We start from the raw sequence: 16,278 nt of genomic DNA, 5'->3' as shown, positions 1-16,278 counted from the left end.
ACCTTCTTGCCTTTTTGCCGATAACAACGGAGAGAACTTTAGATTGGCGGAGGTTCTATGGACCTGGGAACGGTTATCGGCCTGGTGCTCGGTATTGTCTTGATTTTAGTTTCTATTTTAATGGGCGGGAGCCTGGGGCTCTTCATCAATATCCCTTCAATTTTGATTGTCGTCGGAGGAACTATTGCCGGCTCTTTTATTTCTTTTTCTCTAGCTGATGTGCTTGGTTCTATGAAGGTAGTTATGAAGGCCTTTTTTAATAAACTTGAGCCCCCTGAAGAGATAATCAAAGAAATCACTAATCTTGCTAACATCGCCAGGCGTGAGGGGCTTCTTAAACTTGAAAAGCAGCCTATAAATAATCCTTTTCTCAAGAAGGCCATTATGTTTTGTGTGGACGGGCACGAGGCCGAATTCATTGAAGAAGTACTCAACAAAGAGGTAGAACTCACGGCGGAGCGTCACGAAACAGGTCAGAAACTTTTTAAGACCATGGCCGATCTTGCTCCAGCCTTTGGGATGATTGGAACCCTTATCGGTTTGGTACAAATGCTGGCCAACATGTCTGATCCTAAGTCCATCGGGCCTTCAATGGCCGTGGCTCTTTTGACTACCCTTTATGGTGCTGTTTTGGCTAACCTTATCTTTATGCCTATTGCCAACAAGCTGGAATTGCGTTCACAGGAGGAACAGCTCAACTACCGTTTAATTATCGAAGGGGTAATCGGGTTACAGAAAGGCTTAAACCCTCGGGTGCTTGAGGAGATATTAAAGGCTTTCCTTCCTCCTAAGAAGCGTTCTGAAGGTGGAGAGTAATGGCCAGCAATCCCAGACGTAAAAAAGCAGAGGGAGGCGGTGCTCCTAAATGGATGACCACCTTTGCTGACCTTATGTCCCTTCTCATGTGTTTTTTCGTATTACTGCTCTCTTTTTCGGAAATGGACCCTGCTCGTTTTAAAGAAGTAGCCGGCTCTTTAAAAGACGCCTTTGGTGTGCAGCGCGAAGAGATAGTTTTTCAGCTACCTAAAGGCATAAGCGTAGTGACTACGGAATTCCCACCTAAATTTACCGTAGATGACCTGCTTGAACGGGTTAAGGCTACGGTAAAACTTGAAATGATAAAAGGCGAAATCCAGATAGAGAGCCTTAAAGACCGTGTTGTACTTCGTTTTAAAGATGAATTAATGTTTCCTAAAGGTAGCGCCACCTTAACTCCCAAGGCCAAAAAGATTTTATTGAAAATAGGCGAAATCCTTGAGCTTTTTGACGGCGAAATTGTTGTAGCAGGTCATACTGATGATTTACCCATTGTTTCTGGACGTTATCGTTCTAACTGGGAACTTTCTGCCGCTAGGGCTGTAGCCGTAGTTGAGTTTTTATTGGCTCATAAGTTCGTTCTTCCAGACCAGATCGCGGCTGTGGGTTATGGGCCAAGCCGACCTCTTTATCCCAACGATACTCCAGAACATAGGGCTGCTAATCGTCGGGTAGAAATAATTCTTTTACAGAAAAAAGTCCCCCTTTTAGAGTACAAAGAAGGCTTTAAACATACTAAAGAACAAGAACCTTTACCACAGGAGGCCAAATGACGGAAAAACCCGAAGAAAAACGTAATTACATTCGTGTATATGACCATGTTCTCTTAAGGCTTAATCCTATTTCACGGGAAGAATTTGAAAAAAAACTTGAGAATTTTCGTGAAGGTAAAGAAAGCCCGTGGATTGACCCTATCAGGCCACCAGGGGAAATATTTAAACTGGAATCTTATCTTAAAAGATTGCGCGAAAAAGATCGTGAACTAGCAGGTGTCCTTCAGGTTTTAAACCAAAAGATTGACCGTATTTTGATAAATCTTCTGGGAGATAAGTTTTTAAAGGGATTTCAGGAAGTAGAAGTAAATCTCAGTGCAGGAGGGCTTAGGGTAAATCTTCCCCAAGAGGTTCAAGTAGGTACTATTTATGAAATAGATCTTGGTTTATTACCAGACTGGATATTTCTAAAGACTTTTGGCGAGGTAATACGAGTTGAGCCTTCACCAAAAGGTGGCTACGAAGTAGCCTTTAAATTTATCTGGATAACCGAGGCCGACCAGGACCGCCTGGTAGAGCACATTTTTAGACAGCAGGTTCTCCAGTTAAGGGCTACGCGTAGGGTCAAAAAAGATTAGCCACAGGCCCCACAGCGTTTACAGCGGCCCAACAAACAGCTCGGGCTTGGCTTGCCCTTTTGGGCAAGCAGCCATTCCTCCCATAAAAATTCTTTTTTAACCCCTAGATCAACTATTTCCCAAGGAAAAATTTCTTCTCTTTTTCTCTCTCGGCCAATGATGAACTCTGGATTAAGGGGAAGTTCTTTCAAGGCCTGATTAAGGTTTTGGTCATGGGCCAGGGCTAAAAATAGATTTTTGATTCGCCGGTCCCCTCTGGTGATGAGGGCTTGTAAGGCCGCCCATTTGGGCAAGTCGCTGGTAAAGCGGGTGCTTGAGATCTTGCGGAGCTCGCGTTTAAGCCAGGAAAGCTTCTTTTTAAGGAGATTAGCCCCTTCAAAGGGAGCCCATTGAAAAGGTGTATGGGGCTTGGGCACAAAAGACGCAACGCTTACCCGCAAGTCTATCACGTAGCCTTTGGGCCGGGTTTCACTATCAAGCACGTGTCTTATCTTTTTGGTGAGTTTTACGATAGCTTCAAGGTCTTTTTGGGTTTCCTGCGGAAGCCCAACCATGAAGTATAGTTTCAAGACCCTGATTTCTGATTTGCTCAAAAGTTTGGCCGCCGAAATGATGTCTTCTTCGCTTAAACCTTTGTTTATCGCTTGGCGCATAGTTTGGCTTCCGGCCTCTGGGGCAATGGTGGCTGTGCGCTGACGGGCAAGTAGTTTTACAAAACTCTGGGTTAAAGCATCGGCTCTTAATGAAGAAAAAGTGATTACACAGTCTTTGTCAAGAAGGGCCTTTCCCAGAGCTTCTATAGTTTCTGCTGAGGCAAATTCAAGGCCCACCAGGCCCACTTTGGCTCCTTCTGGTATTTCATCAACGGCGCTTAGAAGAAGTTCTTTAGGCCAGGGTCTAGGCGGGCGATAAAGGATACCAGCAGCGCAGAAGCGGCAGCCCTGGCCACAACCACGGCCAACTTCCAATAGATAGGTTTCGGAAAATTCCGTCTCCTTGGTTAAGAGACCAGAAAGTGGCGGTTTATCCAGGTTCTGGGCGATGAGCCTTTTTACCCGGGGGTGTCTGATTTCTAGAAGATAGCCCTCTTCGTCAAAAACGAGCTCGTAATCAGCCGGAAGGTAACAGGAAATATTATCCAGGGGCTTTTCGTCAACCAAGCAGGTAACTAACTCTTCGGCAAAGGCCTCTATTTCGCCAATAAAAAAGCCATCTACAAAAGGAGTAAAGGGGTCAGGGTTAAGCCAGGTGGCAATACCGCCGGCTACTATTAAAGGGGCGTCTTTCCTTTCCTGGCGCAAAGGGGAAAAACCCGCTAATTTTAAGATCTTGACGAGATTTATTAGATCCGCCTCAAAGGACACAGAGAAAAATACGAGTTTAAAGTCACTAAGAGGACGGTTTGATTCAATAGACCGCAGTGGTGCATTTTCTTCGGGCAAAAAGAAGCGTTCACAAACGATTTCGTCGTAAGCGTTAAGGGTTTCGTAAACCAAACGGAAGCCAAGGTTTGACATTCCCACGTGATAGGTATTGGGAAAAATTAGAGCGACAGGTAGGCGACCACGCCACCTCTTGCGAATAGCTCCAGTTTCAGCAGGTTTCTTAAACGACATGTTATAAATTTACTGGAACTTATGGGGACAGGCAAAAATCTGTTATATTTTCCGGTATGAAAGTTTTATTGGTTTATCCCTATTTTCTGAACCCACGGCCTAAAGATTATGACGTGCGCCCTTTACCAATCGGGCTTTATTACCTGGCCGCGGTGTTGAAGCAGGAGAATTTTCAGGTAGAAATCCTTAACTGGTACAATCTCAATGACCTTTCTCTGGCTAAAAAAACTTTTGAGACCTTAAGGCCGGATATAATCGCCTTTTCCATTTTTAACGCCAACCGCTGGGGAGGTATTGACCTGGCCAAAGTAGCCAAAGAAGTCTTGCCGGACACACCGATTATCTTTGGCGGGGTAGGGGCCACTTATCTCTGGGAGCATTTGCTCACTCATTTTCCCGAAATTGACTACGTGGTAGTAGGCGAAGGCGAAAAGACTTTTCTTGATTTGACTAAGGCGCTCGCGGCCAAAGCTTCTTCAAAAGAAATAACCAGGATTAAAGGCCTTGGTCTGCGTCTTGATGGCCAAGTGTATTTTACCGGTGAGGCTGGTTTTATTGACGATATCGACTCTTTACCAAATCCAGCCAAGTTTTTTAGTTTCCAGCACGTAATCTCTTCTCGTGGTTGCCCCTGGAACTGTGTGTTCTGTGGCTCCCCGCGTTTCTGGAAGCGTAAAGTTCGCTTTCATTCGGCTGAGTATTTTTTGGAACAACTGGAACGTCTTTATCGCCGAGGTATAAACTTTTTTTACGTTTCTGACGATACTTTCACCCTTGATAAAGAAAGGGTTATAAAAATTTGCGAGGGTATTCTCAAACGAGGGCTAAACATCACCTGGCAGGCCATCTCTCGGGTTGATTGCCTTGATGAAGAGATAATTTACTGGATGCGGCGGGCAGGTTGTTTGCAAATAAGCTTCGGGGTGGAAAGTGGTTCCGAGAAGATCCGCAATAAAATCCTTAACAAAAAAATTTCAAAAGAAAGTATTAAAAAAGCCTTTTCCCTTTGCCGTGCGTACGGGATTCTTCCTCGGGCTTATTTTATTTACGGTTGCCCTGGTGAAAGCAAAAAGACCATCCAGGCCAGCATTGATCTCATGAAAGAGATTAAACCCCTTAGCATGCTCTGTTATATCCTTGATATCTATCCCGGCACTGCTCTCTATGATGACTTTAAAAAACGTGCAGGGGTTAATGATGACATCTGGCTAAAGCGTATAGAAGATATTATGTATTACGAAACCGACCCTAATCTTTCTGCTGAAAGGGTTAAAAACTTCGGCCGCAAATTGCATCAGGCCTTTGATAAGAACTTCCCGCGTTTTGTAGAGACCCTGAATTTAATAGACCGCGAGGAGCTTTACCCTCATCATGCGGATTTTTTAACCCGCCTGGCCATGACTTTACGTTACGGCGAGCTTGCCGAACGAGACATTCCTGAAAAAGATTACCTGGCTGAAAAGCTATTTTTAAAGGCCTTACGTTATCATCCGGACCACCATGCTTTTTTGGGGCTTGGTATTATTTATCAACAAAGGCGAGATTTTGAAAAATCCATAGAAATTTTACATAAAGGCCTTTCTTTCTATCCCAAGAGTGAACAACTCAATGTTTGCCAGGCGGTAAACTACATGCAACTGGGAGATTTTAAAAAGGCCCTTGAGCATCTTTTGCCCTTTGAAAATTCACCTGATGTCCTGGCTCGTATGGCGGCTTGCTACCAGGCCCTTGGAGATATTCCACGCATGCAAAAGTACCTCGCCCGGCTGGAGTCGCTTAAAAAGGCCTAATTCCTTTTAAATAATTTCTTAAATGCCGGCTGGTAGGAGTATCTCTAGCGATAAACTCTGCCAAAGGCCCCTGGTAAAGTAACTCTCCACCCTGTTCTCCTCCTTCTGGCCCCAGGTCCACTACCCAACTGGCCCGGCGGATTAGCTCTAGATGATGCTCAACCACCACTACTGTGTTTCCTTTTTCTACTAAGTGGGCTAGGGCGTTTACAAGTACCTCTATGTCCTTAAGATGTAAGCCCACGGTGGGTTCATCCAGTAAAAACAGGTGCCCTTGGCCTTTTCCCAAAAATAGATATTTGGCCATTTTTAGGCGCTGGGCCTCGCCACCAGAGAGGGTGTTCAAAGGCTGGCCGAGCCTCAGATAACCAAGCCCCAGGGCTCTGGCTGCGTCAAGACGTCTTATGAGCTCTTTTTCGCTTTCAAAGAAAGAAATAGCTTCGTCAAACGTAAGCTCAAGGATTTCCGCGACATTTTTACCTTTGTAACGCACCTGAAGTATTTCTTCCTTAAAACGCTTGCCTTTGCAGAGGCTGCACGGAAAATAAAGGTCAGAGAGAAACTGCATTTCTACTACTTCAAAGCCAAGCCCTTCACAATGTGGGCACTGGCCAATACTTGAATTGAAAGAAAAGGCCGAGGCGGATAGGCCTTTTTCCTTGGCCAAAGGCGTGTTAGCCAGGAGCTTGCGAATCAAGTCATAAACTTTGAGATAAGTGGCGGGGTTGGCCCTGGGAGACTTGGCCAGAGGGCTTTGGTCAATGAGGATCACTTCGTTTATGTTTTCTGCTCCTTTTATAGCCGTAAAAGCCCCTGGTGGCTCGGTGGCTTCGCCTTTCAGGCGTTTAAGCCCCCGGTAAAGAATTAGCTCAAGAAGCGTTGATTTGCCTGAGCCAGAAACGCCCGTAAATACCGTTAAGGCCTTAAGCGGAATTTTGACATCTATGTTTTTGAGATTATTTTGCCTGGCCCCAATGACTTCCAAAAATTCGTCACTTACCGGAGAGACAGGCTCAAGGCTTTTAGGTTTCTGGACTTCTTTTATAGCTTCGGCGGTGGGAGTTTTAACCGAAACTAAATCTTTGCCTGTCCCCACAAAAAGCAAATTTCCGCCGGCTTCCCCGGCTCCTGGCCCCAGGTCAATCACATAGTCAGCAGAAAGAATCACCTCGGGGTCATGTTCGATCACTATTACTGTATTTTGCTGGGAGGCCAATTTTTTGAGAAAAGATATGATACGGGCCGTATCCCTCGGATGAAGGCCGGTAGTGGGTTCATCAAAGATATACAAAGTCTCTACCAGTTCTGAAGCCAGGGCGCGGGTGAGCAGCACGCGGGCTACCTCTCCGCCAGATAAAGTACGACTCTGGCGGTCAAGGGTAAGGTAAGAAAGTCCCACTTCGTCAAGGTAATTTACCCGTCTGGTAAGTTCTCGCCACAAAACCTGAGTGGCCTTATCCAGATTTTGAGAACCAAGTTTTTCTAAAAAGTGGCGGGCGTCTTTTACCGAAAGAGCGTAAAAAGAGGCAATGTCAAGATCTCCCAGGCGAAAGTAAAGGCTTTCTTTTTTGAATCTGGTACCCTGGCAGGAAGGGCAGGGGAGATAGGCCCGGTATCTTGCAAGTAGTATCCTTACGTGGGCTTTGTATTTTTTGGTTTCAAGCCAATCAAATATGCCTTTTACGCCGTACCAATCTCCGTCTCCATAAAGTATTTTTTCGCGCATTTCCTGGGAGAGTTCCTGCCAAGGTTGGTCAAGAGGGATCCTTTTCTCACGGCAGTAGTCAAAAAGTTCTTCTTCGTCCTCCCAGAAAGAAGGCATACTAAGAATGCTAATAGCACCGTCTGCGAGACTTTTTTGCGGGTCAGGGATAACCAGGTCCCAGTCTATGTCCATCACGCGGCCAAAACCCCGGCACTCAGGGCAAGCTCCTACCGGACTATTGAAAGAGAAAAGATCAGGGCTCTTTTCAGGGATTTTGAAATTACAGTAAGGGCAGCGCGCTTCTTTAGAAAATCTAATTTCTTCTCCGTAAGTAGTGTGGACTCGTATTTCTCCTGAAATTTTGAACCCTCGTTCAAAGGCCTCAATAAGGCGGGAAAGATCTTTTTCGCCGACTTTAAGCCTGTCAAGCAAGATTTCTACCTGTTCAGGAATTTTTTCTACTTCTTCTAGGTCGCAGACGCGGTTTTCCATGAAAAGGCGAAAATAGCCAGCCTGAAGGAGCCCTTCGCGTAATAGATTTTCGTCCTTAACTACGAGGGGAGCGGTGATTACGATGCGTTTTTCGGCCAGACGATGTATTACCTCTTGTGCGGCTGAATACGGGTCAGCCGTGAGGACTTCTCGCCCGCAAAGCGGGCAAAAGGGAGTGGCTGCTCTGAACCAGAGCATTTTGGCAAAACTGGTTATTTCCGCAAGCGTGGCTACGGTTGAGCGCGAGCTTTTTACGGGATTCGTCTGAGAGATGGCAATGGCTGGAGGGATGGCCTCAATGCTTTCCACCTGTGGGCGCGGAAGCCTCTCAAGGTATTGCCTGAGATAGGCCGAAAAGGTCTCTACATAACGGCGCTGGCCCTCGGCGTAGAGCACATCAAAAGCAAGCGTTGACTTACCTGCTCCTGAAACTCCGGTAATGACGGTGACTTTATAGAGAGGGATTTCCAGGTCAAAGTTCTTTAAATTGTGCTGGCGTATATTTTTTAACCTGATGGCAGACACTTTACTTTAGTGAGGCAAGATAACTGTCCCAGCCTAGTTTTTCTATGACTACTCTTAATCTTTCCCCGTTTTGGCAGTGTTTTTTATAAAATAAAATGGTCTTTTCAAGGAGTTTGGGGACCCTTTCTTTATCCACCATGGCCAAAACTTCTTCGGCCAGGCGGGGATGGCGCCCCAATTTACCACCAGCAAGGATTTTAAAGCCGCACTCTTCTATTTGCAAAGCTCTTTTAGGGCAGGCCTTGACGCAGGCACCGCAGTTTACGCAATATTCAGTGTTAATCAAGGGGAAACGGTCCTCAAAAAGAGTAATGGCTTCTTCTTCACATACTTCTACACACGAGCCGCAGGTGTTGCAATCTCCAACCAGGGCAGGTACGGCCTGGCCAATGACACCAAAGTCAGCAATGTGCACTTGGGTACAGGCATTTGGACAGGCGGCAATAGCTACTCTAAAGCGATAGCACTTATTCTTTTTTAAACCGAGCGAGCGAAAAAAGTCGCCTAAATTGGCTTTTTCAAGAACCTCCTGGCATTTTTTAGTGAGATTTTCCGTATCAATTACCGCCATGGGGCAGGAGTCGCCACGACAACTTCTCAGTTCAAAACCATCTCCTTTGATCATGGGGCTAATAAATACCAGGAAAAAATTTTTTGTCAGCTTTGGGGACAGGCATTGTCAGCTTTGGGGACAGGCAAAATTTTTGGCTCTTTTTCGTTTTTCGAAACTTATATCAATCTGAAACTCTGGATACCTTAGGTTCCTGTTCTGCTGAAAGTGTTCTGCTGAAGTAAAAGGGAAATTTTATTTTTGACGAGTGTTTTATGCAGTTATTACGGGCCTTACAGGTCACGAAATGGCTAGCCGATCTTGTAAAAAGTTTAAGGGTTAAAAGAGACTGCGTTGGCGCTTAAATCGTCTAGGCGCCTTCCTTGTTTTTCGCGATGACAATTTGTCGTGCAACAAGTTCGGTTAACGTGCAAAAATTTAAATCAACGCCAAATCTCCAAAGTTTTTAAGAGCTTTACATTTCCTCTTTCTTTTTAAGCCCAACAAGTCCTTCAATTTGTTTACCGTCTCTTCTACAAAACTCTTGCTTCCTATGGCTAAACTTTCTGTAAAATACCTGATTCTCTGTCTAAATTTTTCACCTGTCTCTCTTTCTGGCTCGCCAAGCCCACCCTTGCCATAAACAAACTCTCGTAAAAGTTCAAATCTCTCTTTCTCGCTTTTTTCCTCATACCGCGGTAGCCCTAGGTCAAGCGACAGAAAGTTTTTGCCTGTCCCTATTCTTGCTCTGTATCCCAGCGAGCACCAACGGTAGTCTTCTGGCTTTTCTACAATTCCTGCCCGCACTGGGTTTAGCTCTATGTAAGCCAAGCAGTTGAGCAAAGCCTCCCCAGTTTCAATGATTACGGACTTAAACCTGTCAGCCCAGAAGTAACCTTTGCGGTCAACGCGTTTGTTATACCAGCGTGAAAAACGTTGCTTAATGTCCTGGACGTATCGAGAAAGATTTCCGAGTCTTTTCCGCCATTTTTTAAACATCTCTTCGTAGAAGAAAATTTTGCGTTTTTCGCCATAGTAGAGCCTGATACGGCGTTTTACTTCTTCGTCAGAGAACTGGTTTTCAGGGAGCATGCGGCAGAGGAGATGGAAGTGATTGCCCATAATGGCAAAGCCATAGACTTCGACAAAATAGACCTGCGAGAGCCAGCTTATAAGATGGAGCAAGTGTTCTTTTTCTTCATAGCCGAGGACATCGTGGCCGGGTAGGGCGGTGCGTGAAATTACATGATAAGCGGCTCGTGGATCATTCATGAAAAAACGTGGGATACGTGGCATAAGAGACCTCCTTAAAATTTAAAATTTTTTGCCTGTCCCTTATATCGGCATGTTGTAGCGGAGGCTAAAATTTGCCTGTCCCCAAAAACACCAACATAGGATTAGTCAATTTTTCTAAAATAGGTTAAATTTCAACGGGTTAAATGAGAGAGAAATATGGCCAGAAATAAGTGGCAAAAAATAGAAGAAGCACGGAAGTTGCTAAAACTTCCTTTGCAAACTACGCGAGCAGAGATAAGAGCTCGGTATCGGAAGCTTGCAGCTGAGTTTCACCCTGATAAAAAGGGGGATACTCAGGCCATGCAGCGGTTAAATGAGGCCTACCATTTGTTAATGGATTACTGTGAACATTATCGCATTGACCTGCGCCCCAATGATCAAGGGGCAGACGCTGAGGATTGGTGGTTTTTACACTTTGGTGAAGATCCAGTCTGGCGAGGTAAAAAGGAGGATGATTAGAAATGCTCGTAGTTCAGAAATACGGCGGTACTTCGGTTGGTGATCTTGACCGGATTAGAAACGTAGCTAGGCGCATTGCCAGATATCGTGACGAAGGGCACGACGTAGTGGTAGTGGTCTCAGCCATGGCTGGCGAGACGGATCGTTTACTAAAACTGGCCTACAACCTGGTAGAAGAACCAAGCCCCAGAGAACTAGATATGCTGGTATCCACAGGAGAACAGGTCTCTTCTGCCCTTTTGGCTATGGCCTTAAATGCCATGGGGTATTCGGCCAAAGCACTTCTTGCTTTTCAGATTCCCATTAAGACAGACGAACTTTTCGGTAAGGCCCGCATCCGAGACGTAGCCACTGCAAGGTTAAAAGAAGAAATTGCTAATGGTAACATACTCATAATAGCTGGTTTTCAAGGTATTACCGATTCAGGTGATATAACTACATTGGGTCGAGGTGGTTCTGACACCACGGCCGTGGCCATTGCCGCTGCCCTTGGAGCAGATGTTTGTGAAATATTTACAGACGTTGATGGTGTTTATACAGCAGACCCCCGCATAGTGCCTAAGGCCCGAAAAATAGAGAAAATTTCTTATGAAGAAATGCTTGAGCTGGCTAGTATGGGGGCCAAGGTTCTTGAGATTCGCTCTGTTGAGTTTGCTAAAATTTATGGTGTGCCGGTTCATGTGCGCTCAAGTTTTACCGACGAGCCGGGCACCATGGTGGTGGAGGAGGATGAATCCATGGAAAAAGTCCTTGTTTCAGGCGTAGCTTATAATCGCAATGAAGCCCGTATTTCGCTTTACGGTGTGCCAGACAGGCCCGGCCTGGCTGCCAAAATATTTGGGACTATTGCGGATGCCGGTATTGTAGTCGATATGATTATTCAAACAGGGCGTCCTGATGGCAGAGCGGACATGACTTTTACCGTCCCTAAGACTGATTACAAAGCCACTCTTAAGCTGGTTGATAAACTTGCCCCTGAACTAAGCATTGAAAAAATAGAAGGAGACGAAGATATTGCCAAAGTTTCCATTGTGGGAGCTGGTATGCGAGCTCATCCAGGTGTGGCGGCCAAGATGTTTCAAGTACTGGCGGATCACGGTATAAACATTCACATGATTTCTACTTCAGAAATCAAAGTTTCCTGTGTGATAGACGAAAAATACACAGAATTGGCTGTAAGGGCACTGCATGAGGCCTTTGGTTTAGACAGGGCCCCGGAAGAAGAAACCCTTTAGTGAGGTTAGCATGGCCAAAAGAATTGAATTTTACGATACAACCTTGCGTGACGGTACCCAGGCTGAGTATTTCACTCTTTCAGTGGAAGATAAACTGAGAGTAGCTCAAAAGCTTGATGAACTTGGCATAGATTATATTGAAGGTGGCTGGCCTGGGTCTAATCCCAAAGATGCTAGATTTTTCAAAGAAGTGAGAGACCTTAACTTTAAACACGCCAAACTGGCTGCTTTTGGGAGTACTCACCATCCTCGTAAAAATCCAGAAGATGATCCTAATTTACAGGCTCTTATTGAAGCCCGTACGCCAGTTATTACTATTTTTGGTAAAAGCTGGGATATTCATGTAAAAGAAGCTCTTAAAACAACCCTTGAGCGCAACCTTGAAATTATCGAAGCTTCGGTAGCCTATCTTAAGCCCCATTGCGAGAAACTTTTTTACGATGCGGAACATTTCTTTGATGGCTTTAAAGCTGATAAGGACTATGCCTGTGAGACTCTCAAAAGAGCTCAGGCAGCTGGAGCAGATGTATTAGTGCTTTGTGATACTAACGGGGGCACCCTTCCTCACGAAATCGTAGAGATCATAAAAGAAGTAAAGAAACGTCTTGGGAAAGGAGTTTCCCTCGGTATTCACGCCCATAATGATTCTGAATGTGCAGTAGCGAACTCTTTGATGGCCGTGCTTGAAGGCGTTATTCAGGTGCAGGGTACCATCAACGGTTTTGGTGAGCGCTGCGGAAATGCCAACTTATGTTCCTTGATACCCAATTTAGTCTTGAAAATGGGTTATGAAGCCCAGTCCAAAAATTATTTACACCGGCTCACAGAAGTTTCCCGTTACGTATGTGAGGTGGCCAACATTCCTCATCCATCTTATTTGCCTTACGTTGGGCATAGTGCTTTTGCCCACAAGGGAGGGGTTCATGTTTCCGCGGTAATGCGTCATCCCCGTACTTATGAGCACATCGAACCTGAGCTGGTGGGTAATGTGCGTCGTATTCTTGTTTCGGATCTTTCTGGCCGTAGCAATATCTTGTATAAGGCCAAGGAATTTGGCATAAGGCTTGAGCCTGATGACCCCATGCTGGCCAACATTGTGGCTGAGGTTAAAAAACTAGAATCCGAAGGTTACCAGTTTGAAGCAGCAGAGGCTTCTCTTGAATTGCTTATGTATCGCCTAATTGGAGAACCAAAGCAGTATTTTGAATTATTGGGCTATCGTGTACTTGACATGAAGAGCACAGAAGATGGTTTGCCATTGGTAGAGGCCACTGTGATGATACGAGTACCGCCTGGGGTAGGGGTAATTGAGCATACGGCGGCAAGTGGTAACGGGCCGGTTAATGCTCTTGATAACGCTATTCGTAAGGCCATAGGCAGATTTTATCCACAGCTTAAAGAAATGGCCTTGGCTGATTATAAAGTGAGAGTACTTCCGGGCAAACCAGGGACAGCGGCCAAAGTGAGGGTGCTTATTTTTTCAAGAGATAACCATGAAGTATGGGGAACAGTAGGCGTTTCTCACGACGTAATTGAGGCCAGCTGTAGGGCCCTTGTTGATAGTATCAATTATAAACTTTTTAAAGATAGACATAAAAATAAGGAGGGGTAGTGTCTCAAGTTATTGCCTTGGCAGGAAAAGGCGGTACCGGTAAAACAACCACCGCTGCCCTTTTGATACGTTATCTAACGGAAACTGGCCGCACACCTATACTAGCCGTAGATGCTGATCCTAACGCCAATTTGAATGAACTTCTCGGACTCCAGGTAGAAGTTACTCTTGGTGAAATAAAAGACGAGTTACGTTCCTCAGTGCCAGATAATATGGCCCGCGGTGATTTTATAGAAATGAGGCTAAATGAAGCCATTATCGAAACAGACGATTTTGACCTTCTCGTTATGGGGCAGCCTGAGGGCCCTGGCTGTTATTGTGCCGCCCATTCTTTTTTATCCCAGGCCTTAGAAAAGCTCCTTAAAAATTATGCTTACGTGATAACCGATAACGAAGCTGGCATGGAACATCTTTCTCGTATGAATCTTAGGAAGATAAATAAGCTCTTGATTGTTTCAGATGCTTCTTCACGTGGGGTTATGACGGCTGGACGTATTGCAGAGCTTATCAAACCCCTTCAGCTCGATGTCAAAGAAATATGGCTTTTGGTTAACAGAGCCCCCCAGGAAATCCCCGAAGTTCTTGATGACTATGTAAAACAAGTATGTCACGAAAAGGGGATGACATTTTTAGGATACTTAAAAGAAAGCCCGGAAATTTTTGAAGCAGAAATAAATCGTCAATCTCTTCTTGAATTACCAGACAATACTCCTGTAATTAAAGAGGCAGGACAACTTTTTGAAAAATTACTTAAGGGGGCTTAAGCCCCCTTAAACTAACAACCTTCTATGGCAGCCTTTTTCTTAGGTTTTATTTTTACTTTAGTTCCAGGCTCAACCTTACATTTGCCCTCGATTTTAATGACCATGACTTTTCCATCGAACTCTTTTACTATACCTTTACAAGACTTAGCTGCCAAAACAGAACCGCTGGATGCTCCAATAAAGGACACTGCCATTATTAAGGCCATTAACTTTTTCTTCATAAGTTTACCTCCTCATGTTTTTTGTCGAATAAAATGTAATATAAAATTGAACAAAATGCTAAATTATTTTTGACGAAAGGAGAAGGTTTTGCCAAAAATAGGTTTGAAATTAACTTTTTATCTTTCAATTTTGTTGTTTTTTGGATTTTTTGAAGCCAAAGCTTTTCGTCTGATAGTAATAGAAAAGTATTCACGAACTCTTTATGTTTATGAAAACGATCATATTATAAAAGCCTATCCTATTTCTTTAGGTTGGAATCCTGAGGCCCCTAAAACTCGCCAAGGAGATGGAGCAACTCCTGAGGGTTTGTATTTTATTACTGAAAAAAGGCCGTCCCGTAAATACGGTCTTTTTTTAGCTATTTCTTACCCAAACTTGAAAGACATAAATCTAGCGTATTGGGAGCATCGACTTGATGATGAGGCTTATAAGCGTTGCCTTAAGGCGTATTTTAAAAAGACGCCAGACCCCAAATGTCCTTTAGGTTTTGGTTTGGGTATCCACGGAGGAGGTATTTGGAGGTTAAAAAAAGGCAAACTTGTAAGAGACTGGACTTTCGGTTGCGTAGCTATGGAAGACAAAGACGTAGCAGATCTTTATAAGCTGGTAAAAAAGGGAACCCCAGTTTTGATTTTTGATGCTCAAAAACCTCTATTTGAAATTATGAAAAATCTTGTTTCCATTAATCAGCCAAATCTTTTATTTCCCTGGTGGGGAGAGTGGTCTTTTAGATTGTCTGGAATATTGGTGCGGGTTTCTCTGTGGGAAGATTTATCAGGTTATAAAAGATTAACTATCTGGGGAGAGGAACCCACTAGCCAGAAACTTTATTTTTTGTATGAAGATGACAATGGAGATGGAAGACTTTCCTGGTGGGAGAAAGCTCGATCTTTTGAAAATAAGAAGTGGAAATTTGAAGAACTTCAAAATATTATTATAGACTTGTTGCCCGTATGGATTGAAGAAAAGACTTTGGTAGATCAAGGAGGGTAACCATTCGACTAATAAAAGAAGTTTCACAAATGAAGATCTGGAGCGAAAACGCTCGCAAAAACGGGGTAAGAATTGCCTTGGTACCCACTATGGGATATTTTCATGAAGGGCATCTTGCTCTTATGCGCAAGGCTAAAACCCTGGCGAATAAGGTAGTGGTAAGCATTTTTGTAAATCCTATACAATTTGGCCCTCAGGAAGACTTAAAAGAATATCCGCGAGACCTTGAACGAGATGCCAGCCTTGCTCAAGAAGTGGGGGTGGACGTAGTCTTTGCTCCTAATGCCAAGGATATGTATCCTCAAGTTTACCAGACTTATGTAGAGGTAACCGAGCTTAGTAAGCCTTTGTGTGGGGCCAAGCGCCCGGGGCACTTTAAAGGAGTGGCTACCGTTTGTCTCAAACTCTTTAATATTGTAAAGCCCCATTTAGCGGTTTTTGGCTTAAAAGATTATCAGCAGTTTTTAGTTGTTAAACGCATGATTGCAGATTTAAACCTTGATGTGGAGATAGTTGGCCATCCTATTGTGCGCGAAAAAGATGGCCTGGCCATGAGCTCGCGAAATATCTATCTCTCCCCTGAGGAAAGAAAGTCAGCAGTTTGCTTATACAAGGCCCTTTGCTTAGCAAAAGAGAAGGTAAAAAAGGGATTAAAGGATACAAATATTTTGCAAAAGGAGCTCGAAGAATTTATCTTGTCTCATCCTTATACTAAAGTGGACTATATCGAATTTAGAGACCCAGAACACCTAATAGAAGTAAGGGAGATTACTGAGCCAACTCTTCTAGCTCTAGCCGTATTTATAGGCAAGGCTCGGTTAATAGACAACATGATTATTGAACCTTAAGTCT

15 protein-coding genes are annotated in these 16,278 nt (G+C 44.3%); 10 read left to right on the top strand and 5 right to left on the bottom strand.

Annotation, left to right across the window (positions count from 1 at the left end):
- Positions 1-57 precede the first annotated feature (57 nt).
- From pomA to THEIN_RS01585, 3 genes are read left to right on the top strand one after another with little or no spacing between them, the layout of a single operon-like run.
- Positions 58-816, top strand: a complete 759-nt coding sequence (gene pomA, locus THEIN_RS01595; protein ID WP_013906942.1) for a flagellar motor protein PomA — start codon at positions 58-60, stop codon at positions 814-816.
- On the top strand, positions 816-1,589 hold the full coding sequence (locus THEIN_RS01590; RefSeq protein WP_013906941.1) for a flagellar motor protein MotB: 774 nt from the start codon (positions 816-818) through the stop codon (positions 1,587-1,589). The genes pomA and THEIN_RS01590 overlap by 1 nt, the downstream gene beginning before the upstream one ends.
- A complete protein-coding gene (locus tag THEIN_RS01585) occupies positions 1,586-2,167 on the top strand; it encodes a PilZ domain-containing protein (protein ID WP_013906940.1) in 582 nt (193 codons plus the stop codon). The genes THEIN_RS01590 and THEIN_RS01585 overlap by 4 nt, the downstream gene beginning before the upstream one ends.
- On the opposite strand, the gene THEIN_RS01580 is transcribed toward THEIN_RS01585, so the two are convergent.
- The gene (locus THEIN_RS01580) at positions 2,164-3,783 is read right to left on the bottom strand and encodes a radical SAM protein (protein ID WP_013906939.1); all 1,620 of its coding nucleotides are present in this window, start codon (positions 3,781-3,783) and stop codon (positions 2,164-2,166) included. The genes THEIN_RS01585 and THEIN_RS01580 overlap by 4 nt on opposite strands.
- A gap of 56 nt (positions 3,784-3,839) precedes the next feature.
- Here THEIN_RS01580 and THEIN_RS01575 point away from each other — a divergent pair, with 56 nt between their 5' ends.
- On the top strand, positions 3,840-5,573 hold the full coding sequence (locus THEIN_RS01575) for a B12-binding domain-containing radical SAM protein (protein WP_013906938.1): 1,734 nt from the start codon (positions 3,840-3,842) through the stop codon (positions 5,571-5,573).
- Here THEIN_RS01575 and uvrA read toward each other — a convergent pair.
- From uvrA to THEIN_RS01560, 3 genes are all read right to left on the bottom strand, one after another.
- Complete coding sequence (uvrA, locus tag THEIN_RS01570) at positions 5,560-8,295, bottom strand: excinuclease ABC subunit UvrA (protein WP_013906937.1); 2,736 nt, start codon at positions 8,293-8,295, stop codon at positions 5,560-5,562. The two genes, THEIN_RS01575 and uvrA, sit on opposite strands and share 14 nt — an antisense overlap.
- A gap of 1 nt (position 8,296) precedes the next feature.
- Positions 8,297-8,920, bottom strand: a complete 624-nt coding sequence (locus THEIN_RS01565) for a 4Fe-4S dicluster domain-containing protein (RefSeq protein ID WP_013906936.1) — start codon at positions 8,918-8,920, stop codon at positions 8,297-8,299.
- A gap of 363 nt (positions 8,921-9,283) precedes the next feature.
- The gene (locus tag THEIN_RS01560) at positions 9,284-10,141 is read right to left on the bottom strand and encodes a transposase (protein WP_013906935.1); all 858 of its coding nucleotides are present in this window, start codon (positions 10,139-10,141) and stop codon (positions 9,284-9,286) included.
- A gap of 156 nt (positions 10,142-10,297) precedes the next feature.
- Between THEIN_RS01560 and THEIN_RS01555 the strand changes: the two genes are divergently transcribed.
- The 4 genes from THEIN_RS01555 to THEIN_RS01540 are packed head-to-tail and all read left to right on the top strand — an operon-like array spanning position 10,298 to position 14,211.
- A complete protein-coding gene (locus THEIN_RS01555) occupies positions 10,298-10,600 on the top strand; it encodes a J domain-containing protein (RefSeq protein ID WP_013906934.1) in 303 nt (100 codons plus the stop codon).
- A 2-nt stretch (positions 10,601-10,602) separates the two neighbouring features.
- Positions 10,603-11,835 carry an aspartate kinase gene (locus THEIN_RS01550; protein ID WP_013906933.1) on the top strand — a complete coding sequence of 411 codons (1,233 nt, stop codon included), beginning with the start codon at positions 10,603-10,605 and terminating at the stop codon, positions 11,833-11,835.
- A 10-nt stretch (positions 11,836-11,845) separates the two neighbouring features.
- Entirely contained in the window at positions 11,846-13,447 is a 1,602-nt protein-coding gene (cimA, locus tag THEIN_RS01545; RefSeq protein WP_013906932.1) for a citramalate synthase, read from the top strand.
- Positions 13,447-14,211, top strand: coding sequence for an ATP-binding protein (locus THEIN_RS01540; RefSeq protein ID WP_013906931.1), 765 nt, complete (start codon positions 13,447-13,449; stop codon positions 14,209-14,211). The genes cimA and THEIN_RS01540 overlap by 1 nt, the downstream gene beginning before the upstream one ends.
- An 11-nt stretch (positions 14,212-14,222) precedes the next feature.
- Here the strand turns inward: THEIN_RS01540 and extJ are convergent, their stop codons facing one another.
- Positions 14,223-14,432: a selenite/tellurite reduction operon protein ExtJ gene (gene extJ, locus THEIN_RS01535; RefSeq protein ID WP_013906930.1), complete on the bottom strand. Its 210-nt coding sequence runs from the start codon at positions 14,430-14,432 to the stop codon at positions 14,223-14,225.
- Positions 14,433-14,520: 88 nt separating this feature from the next.
- Here extJ and THEIN_RS11465 point away from each other — a divergent pair, with 88 nt between their 5' ends.
- On the top strand, positions 14,521-15,426 hold the full coding sequence (locus THEIN_RS11465; protein ID WP_013906929.1) for a L,D-transpeptidase family protein: 906 nt from the start codon (positions 14,521-14,523) through the stop codon (positions 15,424-15,426).
- Positions 15,427-15,428: 2 nt separating this feature from the next.
- Entirely contained in the window at positions 15,429-16,274 is an 846-nt protein-coding gene (gene panC / locus THEIN_RS01525) for a pantoate--beta-alanine ligase (RefSeq protein WP_013906928.1), read from the top strand.
- Positions 16,275-16,278: the final 4 nt, after the last annotated feature.

The sequence above is a fragment of the Thermodesulfatator indicus DSM 15286 genome, from assembly GCF_000217795.1.
Lineage (GTDB): Bacteria > Desulfobacterota > Thermodesulfobacteria > Thermodesulfobacteriales > Thermodesulfatatoraceae > Thermodesulfatator > Thermodesulfatator indicus.
This window is presented reverse-complemented; position numbering and strand designations above follow the sequence as displayed.

Excerpts from the sequence above, each read along its gene's own strand:
- pomA (WP_013906942.1), top strand. The coding sequence starts at position 58 with ATGGACCTGGGAACGGTTATCGGCCTGGTGCTCGGTATTGTCTTGATT.
- THEIN_RS01590 (WP_013906941.1), top strand. The coding sequence starts at position 816 with ATGGCCAGCAATCCCAGACGTAAAAAAGCAGAGGGAGGCGGTGCTCCT.
- THEIN_RS01585 (WP_013906940.1), top strand. The coding sequence starts at position 1,586 with ATGACGGAAAAACCCGAAGAAAAACGTAATTACATTCGTGTATATGAC.
- THEIN_RS01580 (WP_013906939.1), bottom strand. The coding sequence starts at position 3,783 with ATGTCGTTTAAGAAACCTGCTGAAACTGGAGCTATTCGCAAGAGGTGG.
- THEIN_RS01575 (WP_013906938.1), top strand. The coding sequence starts at position 3,840 with ATGAAAGTTTTATTGGTTTATCCCTATTTTCTGAACCCACGGCCTAAA.
- THEIN_RS01565 (WP_013906936.1), bottom strand. The coding sequence starts at position 8,920 with ATGATCAAAGGAGATGGTTTTGAACTGAGAAGTTGTCGTGGCGACTCC.
- THEIN_RS01560 (WP_013906935.1), bottom strand. The coding sequence starts at position 10,141 with ATGCCACGTATCCCACGTTTTTTCATGAATGATCCACGAGCCGCTTAT.
- THEIN_RS01555 (WP_013906934.1), top strand. The coding sequence starts at position 10,298 with ATGGCCAGAAATAAGTGGCAAAAAATAGAAGAAGCACGGAAGTTGCTA.
- THEIN_RS01550 (WP_013906933.1), top strand. The coding sequence starts at position 10,603 with ATGCTCGTAGTTCAGAAATACGGCGGTACTTCGGTTGGTGATCTTGAC.
- cimA (WP_013906932.1), top strand. The coding sequence starts at position 11,846 with ATGGCCAAAAGAATTGAATTTTACGATACAACCTTGCGTGACGGTACC.
- extJ (WP_013906930.1), bottom strand. The coding sequence starts at position 14,432 with ATGAAGAAAAAGTTAATGGCCTTAATAATGGCAGTGTCCTTTATTGGA.